Source organism: Aeromicrobium sp. Root236 (assembly GCF_001428805.1).
Taxonomy (GTDB): domain Bacteria; phylum Actinomycetota; class Actinomycetes; order Propionibacteriales; family Nocardioidaceae; genus Aeromicrobium.
In genome coordinates, this window is the sequence record NZ_LMIS01000001.1 from 3,912,373 (window position 1) to 3,919,167 (window position 6,795).

The window sequence follows — 6,795 nt, forward strand, 5'->3', positions numbered from 1 at the left end:
GTTCGGGTTTGGAACGCGTGGCGCGACGAGGAGGGCACGATGCAAGCCTGGATCGGGAATGCCGGGATTGTCGTCGAAGAGGCAGGCCCTGGAACAGTCATGCTTCGCTGCAGCGATGGTTTTGATGAACCGACATTCGACGACCTCATCGCCAAGGTCGAGGTCGTTCGCTCGAGGTAAGTCGTCGGCCCGGGCTCGAGAACGTGCCACGCGTCACGACGATCGGCACGAAAGCCAGTGCCAGGAGCCCCCTCGCCGTTGCTGCGACCGTCGATGCCAGGAGGACGGGTAGCTTCCATTCCGGAGCGAGGGATCACTCGCCGATCGCGCTCATTGGCAGACGGTCTCAGAAGACGTCATCCCGTGTTTCGGATATGCCTCTTTCCGCCGCGTTCCGACTAGCCGGATGCGGTTGCCGAGTACCGGTCCCTAGGCGGGTCCGTGTCAGTATTGACCATGTTCAGAAAGCGTTCGAAGCACGACCTGGAGGCTGCATCGCCCGATCCTGACGGACGCTTGAGGATCCATTACGCAGCACTTGAGAATGACGCGGCGGCGGTCCACAGATGGCTGTCGGCGGGCGAAAGCGTCGACGCTGTTGACAGTCAAGGTTTCACGCCCCTCCATTTCGCGGCACAGCAGCTATCACTTGACGCGCTGCGGGTCCTGGCAGACGCGAAACCAGATGCGACGATCGCGAACCAGTTCGGCAATACGGCATTGTGGACCGCTGTCTTTGCGGCGAATGGATCGCCGACGACCGGTGGTGAGATCCTCCGGTTGCTACTCAGCCTCGGAGCAGATCCCAATCACAAGAATATTGCGGGAAAGACACCAAGAGAAGTGGCGCTGACTCTCGGGAATCCTGAGATCACGCAACTCCTGAACGGCTGATACACCCGCCACTTCGCAGGCCGCACAGTTATTCACTCCGAAAACCCTGCGTCGCTTCGCCGCGTTAAGGCCACCACCTGCGCGGAATACGCCGAGCAAATCGTCAGAAGCTAAGGATGTTCTCGCTTGGTGGGACAAGGGCTCATCTCGCGACTCAGTAGCTGCGCCCGTCCTCGTTCGTCTGCGGGCGACCGGATACGGAGAAGCCCGCGCGAATAGGGCTCGTGGTCAGGTTTGAGTGGTCCTACCTATCGCTCTCCGCTTGGCGGTCCAGAAGGCGAGATCGACGAGTCGGGATGCGACGAAAACCAGAAGGGTCCCGAGGATTCCCAGGGCGCTTCCTGCCAAGGTGAGGTAGAGAGCCCGATCGTCTTCACCGCCACGATCGTCAAAGATGTAGGTGCTTTGCTCGTTGTAGCCGATGTTTCCGATCTCTCGGGGTCGTCCGATCCAGGACACTTTCGAGTCCGCCCACCAGTAATCGCCCTGCGTGTTCAGCGGCGGGTAGGCCTCCGCCAACTTTGTGCCGCTGGTGCGCTCTATCGACGAGGTGACGTTCAGGTTTTGCTGGTGGTCTGTGCGATTTCCATAGGATGTCCAGTTCACTTGGGGAAGAAGCAAGCTTCGGCGAGAGGCTTTGGCCGGGTTTCCCTTCTCAGAGGCACGCCAGATCGAGCTGGGAGGGAGGTGGCAGGTTTCCGCCCAGATGACGTCGCCGTCTACGACGCGGCCGTATCTGACCTCTTGGTCTTTCATGAGGCGCAGCTGCATGGAGTAGACGCGCGCTGGTGTGCTGTCGACGCCCTGATAGAACTTCGACCCGGCTATGTTGTTGAAGTTTGTCGCTGAAGCTACGCCGCCTGATGCGTCGGCCTTCACGGCTCGTCGTAGGCCGGGCGGGAGTTTGCTTACCTTCTTCGATGTCAAGGGTGCGGTGCTGTCTCCGCATCGGACCGCCTGCATTCCTTCACCAACGAACGCGATCGCGGTATGGACGTCGAACCCGTTGTATCCATCGCCGTACTTGACGTTCTTTGCGACAAAGTAGAACGTCATGGTGAGCGCGCCAGCGCGGTCGATGCTGTTTCGAACTTGCAAGCTGTAGTTGCGGTGGCCGCCGTGGCTGCCGATCACAATCAGGCCACGCTGTCCCTGGTCGATCACGTCGTCGGCCTTCAGAAACTGTCGAAAATTGGGATAGCCGTACATGACTGCGAGTGTGATCGCGACGACACTTAGTGCGAGCTTGGTGGCGGCAGGCGCGGCCTTCATCGGGGGTCGCCGATCCAGTGAGGGCTCGAGGACTTCCGTGGATCACCGCAAGTCATTGAAATGTCCCCTGACGCTCTGGCATGGGAGGCTGCGGGCGGCATGACAGCAAGGTCGGCGTTGATTGCGTCGTGAGTCTGGTCCGAAGGCCTGCGTTCCACGCTAGGGAGATCCGGTTCATATCGTGCGTCCGATCGATGTGATCGCACAGCTGGGCTGAGGATTCGTCGGCGCGCATCCGAGGTTGATACATGGAGCAGGGGCGGCTGCGCTTCTTGCGTTCCTCCTCGGCATGCGGACATCCTGACAGGGTGCGCGCCTCGCGGACGGCGGTTCTCTGAGAATCACCCGTGCCGGAGATAACCCGTCTAGCCCTTGGGAAGCATGGCCAGCCGTTCATATGTCGATACCGCGGCTTCCTGGGGGCAGATCGGCGGAACGGTTTGGCGTGTTCGTGGGTCGTTGATGCGCGACGTCGGAGACGCGGTTTTCGTCCGCGAGGGTTTGGGTGAGGCGGAAGTCGAGGGCGGCAGTTGGGTGATCGTCGGGGAGCGATCCTTGGGTTGCCGCAGCCTCTAGGAGACGGTGCACATCGTGGCCCTGCTGGGCCAACTTGGCGAGCCGTTCGGCAAGGACCGGGGTGTGGTTGTCGCGTCGTCCGACAAGCTCGGCGATCGGCTGCAACCAGGCGACACCTTGCTTGTCGAGGTGATGGTTGAGGCGTTGATCGAGTCGCTGTTGGTGTTCGCGGGTCGCGAAGTCGAGCTGCGGTGGACCAGTTGGTCGTCGGTCGCTTTCGGGTATGCCGTTGGCCGCGCGCCACACCTCCATGTCGCTCGCTAGGCTGGCTGAGAGAGCGACGTTTGGTGGCAGCCACTCATGCTGATACTCATCCGCCGATGCCCGAACGTCGCCGGCGAAGTTGCTGACCTGCACCGCGCGTTCGGCCAAGTAGGTACCCCAGTTGGAGTCTTCAGCGAGCTTGGTGGGGATGGCGGGTAGCCACGGCAGCGGGCCGGCTTCTGCTGAGGCGAGGGTATGGAGCCGCCAGCCGAGCACGAGCGCTGCGTCGTCGGCATCGTCCAGCGGGCGGTACGTGAAGGCAGTTTCGAGGAGATTGCTAGCATCCAATCCGCTTGATTCGATCATCAGGAGTTGCGCCGACAGAGATGACCAACCGGTCGCGCCAGTGAGCCCGACCAGCAGTTCATCGGCGTGGTTCGTGATCGCGAGAATGCAATCTGGACCGAGCACGTCCTCGGCGGCGGCGATGAGCGCATCTGCGTACTTGGTCGCGGCTTCGTGGAGCTGCGCCGCGGGCGACGTTGCTTCGCGAGCTGTGGAGGTGGCGGACACAGCGGTTCCATCCCTGGCCAGGATGCCTTCGAGGATTTCGGTCGCGGTTGCTGGCTCGCGAGTGTCTGGGTGGAGCAACTGGTGAGGGTCGCCATCTCCGCCGAGCGCGAGGTGCACATGGTTGGCGTGACGTCCTCTGGTCATCATCGTGTAGAGCGTTTCGCGGGTTTCGGTGCCGGTGACGACTCCGTGCATGGTGTCAGCGGTGAGGCCTTGGGCGCTGTGGACGGTCGATGCGTACCCGAGTTCTACGTGCTGGGCGACGTACGCAGCGGGCAGTGTGGCGTGCAGGTTGGATGTCGTGTGGCGGGCCGTGAGTGATCCGCCGTGGACGCCGGTGACGGTCCAGCGGTCGCCGTTCTTCACCCAGTCGGTGGGACTGATTGCGAGCCTTCGGTCGTTGCGTCGGGTACGGATCGTGTCGCCGATCGACGCGCGGTTGCCGTCGGCCAGATCGACTTCGGAATCAGGTGCTGTGCTGTTGAGCCGTGTGGTTCGGGCTCGCTGATTCAGCTCGGCCACGAGGTCGCGCGTGGGCGCGAGCATCAGTGAATCGAGTCCGTTTGAGCGGTCGTTTGACCATGCGGTAAACACCGCTTCGGTGGTCGTGGTGGTGCTGCCGATGTGGACGCGGTCCTGGTCGAAGTAGTACCCGAGAGCCGAGGGGGCGCCATCACGCAAGGCGACGGACGCGGCGGCTTCGGCGGCGTCTGTGAACCGCATGAGTTGGTCCAAGTGCACCGCGCCGTGGTTGACGACAATGTCTCGAAGAACTCCGCCCGCACCGATGGCTGAAAGCTGTTTGTCATCGCCGATGAGCCGTACCGACGCCCCGTTGTCGATGGCATGGTCGATGGTGCGAGCCAAGGTCATTGTGTCGGCCATGCCCGCTTCGTCGATGATGACGAGGGTCTCTGGACCGATCGACATCGATGGGTCGATGCTTCTCGCGTCGAGTTCGTGCACGAGCTTGGCGAGGGTGTCCGAGGTGATACCGGTCTCGGCCGCGAGCGCGGACGCCGCCGCAGCAGACGGCGCGAGGCCAACGACCTGTCCTCCGGCATCGCGCCATGCGCTGGCCAGGACCCGCATGGCGGTGGTTTTGCCCGAGCCCGCCGCAGCGATGCCAACCTGCAGACGTCGTCCGCTGACGGCCATTTCGCGAACCAGTTGGGCTTGTCCTTGGTTGAGGGTGACGCCGTTCGCGGCGCTCTCGAGCAGGGCCACGTCGACGGTCTCAACTGGGGCGACTCGCCCGTCGCGGCGGCTCGCGTCGGCCATGATCTGTTGCTCGGCCGCGAGGATCTTCGGGCTGGTGAACAGGTCACGACCGGTATGCCGGTAGACGCTTGACCCGTCCGAACGAGTCAGCTGGTCGGGGTCGTTGATCGTGTCGAGATCGGGCGTCAGGTTGACCGATAGCCGCTCAAGGACGTGCTCGGCTAGCAAGTCGACGGCTGCCTCGAGGTGGGCCGGGGCGATCTCGGCGTTGCGCATCTGGCGCTGTATTTCGGCGTACACATGGGTTCGCTTCCACGTCGCCCGGCGTCCTTCGAGCTCGGAGAGTACGCGGTGTGCGGTGTCCGACACCCAGGTCGCTGTCGCGGCCTGGCGCAGGGTGACATCTGGGTGCAGTGCTTCGGTCACCATGTTGTCGACGTCGGCGCGTGACCCCAGGTTGTTGGCAGCCTCGCTGCGCCACGCGGACCGCTGCTCGGCCAGCGAGCGCGGCTCGTGCTTGGCGTCCCGCGTCTCCAGATTCGCCTGCTGTGCGAGACCGATCGACTCAACCGGTGTCGGTGGGCGTCCATGTGTCTGCTGGAAATCGGTGGTCAACTCGCCTTGACGCACGCTGATGTTGCGGCGACGCTTCGACCATTCCTGATTCAGTGTCGGATTGACGCCCACGATTTCGCGGACGGCACGCTTCCCTTGTTCACCTGCGGGCCGCTCCACGAATCGGACTCCGAGCGTCTCCGACAAACGGCGCTCCAGCGCGGTGTTGTACGTCTCCGACGCCGCCACCGCTGATTCGTAGAGCACTCTCCCGTAGATGGCGAGCCACTTGCCGCCTGTCGTCTGGACCTTGTTCGCCACCGCGACATGCGTGTGAAGATCGGGGTCACCAGCGCGCGAATCGCGATGCGTGAACGCCGCCGCGAGAAGCCCACGGGTCTCGACCTGCCGCGCCCCGTTCAAGCCTTCCCGAGTGAACAACGCCTCGCGTTCGATGAATCTCAACGCATCGGACACCGCAGCATTGTGTGCCTTCTCGATCACCGAAGATACCTCCGGCGGAGCGACCGCCCACAGAGTGGAGACCGACTTCACTGGAGAGAACGTCAGGTCAAAACCGGCGACAGCGGCGCGCGCCGAGCGCGAGTATCGCTTCAGCGCCGCGTCCAGCTCGCGGGGATTCGAGGGTCCCCGGCCATGCTCCTCGCCGAAGAACTCCCGGGCCACCTCCGTCCGCGCTCGAGCCCGAAGGTCGGCCGGCGAAACCGTTGCGTGGAGGTCGTTCCCGGCATTCAAGGCGCGGGTGCGAAGCCCCACCTCAGCCCGAAAGTCCTCGGCAAGTTGGTTGTCGTACAACCGGTACGGCCGGCCCAACCGATCGCCCGACACCGGGTCGAGCCCATGGCCAAACAGCTGAAGCATCTGCTCGGCTGTCACGACGTCACCCGCAGTGATGCCGTCGATCCCGGTCAGCCCTGAGCCCATCCAGACGCCCGGCACCTCACCCTTCGTCGAGTAGTAGTCGGCCAGCTTGGCGTGACCCTTCTCGGTCGAATCCATCGCGGCGACCTGCCGGGTCAAGTACTCATACCCCGATCCAGCCGAGAGCTTGTGCAAGGTCATGGTCACGTTCCCCAAGGCCGAGAAATCAGTGCGAGTGGCCACTTCCGGCACCCTCAATGGGCCTCTATGTAAAGAGGGGCGCTCGAACTATCGTGCTGGGTGGTGGGTGCGGCCCGATCGCTTCAGCGAAGAGCAGGGTTGAGGCTGGGAGCCCTGTCACGCAGCTTGCCTCTGGGCATTGAGTCGTGCCTCGTTTGCGTCGGCCGCATCCACCACCAAGTCGGCGACCGTCTCGAGGTCGCGTCGCATGGTTTTGAAGACTTGGTCGGACAGTCGTCGTTTGAGGCAACGGACGGCCTCGCGGCTGGTCTTGCCGGCTGCTCGTTTGCGGTCGTAGTAGGCCCGGCCCTCGGTGTCGGCTCGGATCTGGGTGATCGCGATCGTGTAGAGGGCGCGGTTGAGTTGCCGGTTCCCGCC

3 protein-coding genes and 1 pseudogene are annotated in these 6,795 nt (G+C 63.3%); 1 reads left to right on the forward strand and 3 read right to left on the reverse strand.

All coding sequences use genetic code 11. The features are described 5' to 3' along the window. The first annotated feature begins 441 nt into the window (after window positions 1-441). Complete coding sequence (locus tag ASE12_RS19910) at window positions 442-894, forward strand: ankyrin repeat domain-containing protein (protein ID WP_157413069.1); 453 nt, start codon at window positions 442-444, stop codon at window positions 892-894. A 228-nt stretch (window positions 895-1,122) separates the two neighbouring features. Here ASE12_RS19910 and ASE12_RS19595 read toward each other — a convergent pair whose 3' ends face one another. The 3 genes and pseudogenes from ASE12_RS19595 to ASE12_RS20285 form a co-directional block, all read right to left on the reverse strand. After that, on the reverse strand, window positions 1,123-2,166 hold the full coding sequence (locus ASE12_RS19595; RefSeq protein ID WP_056404402.1) for a hypothetical protein: 1,044 nt from the start codon (window positions 2,164-2,166) through the stop codon (window positions 1,123-1,125). 393 nt (window positions 2,167-2,559) lie between these two features. Further along, window positions 2,560-6,378 (reverse strand): MobF family relaxase, encoded by a 3,819-nt coding sequence (gene mobF / locus ASE12_RS19600; protein WP_157413070.1) that lies wholly within the window; start codon window positions 6,376-6,378, stop codon window positions 2,560-2,562. Between the two features lie 156 nt (window positions 6,379-6,534). Further along, window positions 6,535-6,795 (reverse strand): annotated as a pseudogene (locus tag ASE12_RS20285) (hypothetical protein); the annotation flags it as partial.

Coding starts and splice junctions, on each gene's coding strand:
- mobF (WP_157413070.1), bottom strand. CDS start 6,378: ATGACCTTGCACAAGCTCTCGGCTGGATCGGGGTATGAGTACTTGACC.
- ASE12_RS19595 (WP_056404402.1), bottom strand. CDS start 2,166: ATGAAGGCCGCGCCTGCCGCCACCAAGCTCGCACTAAGTGTCGTCGCG.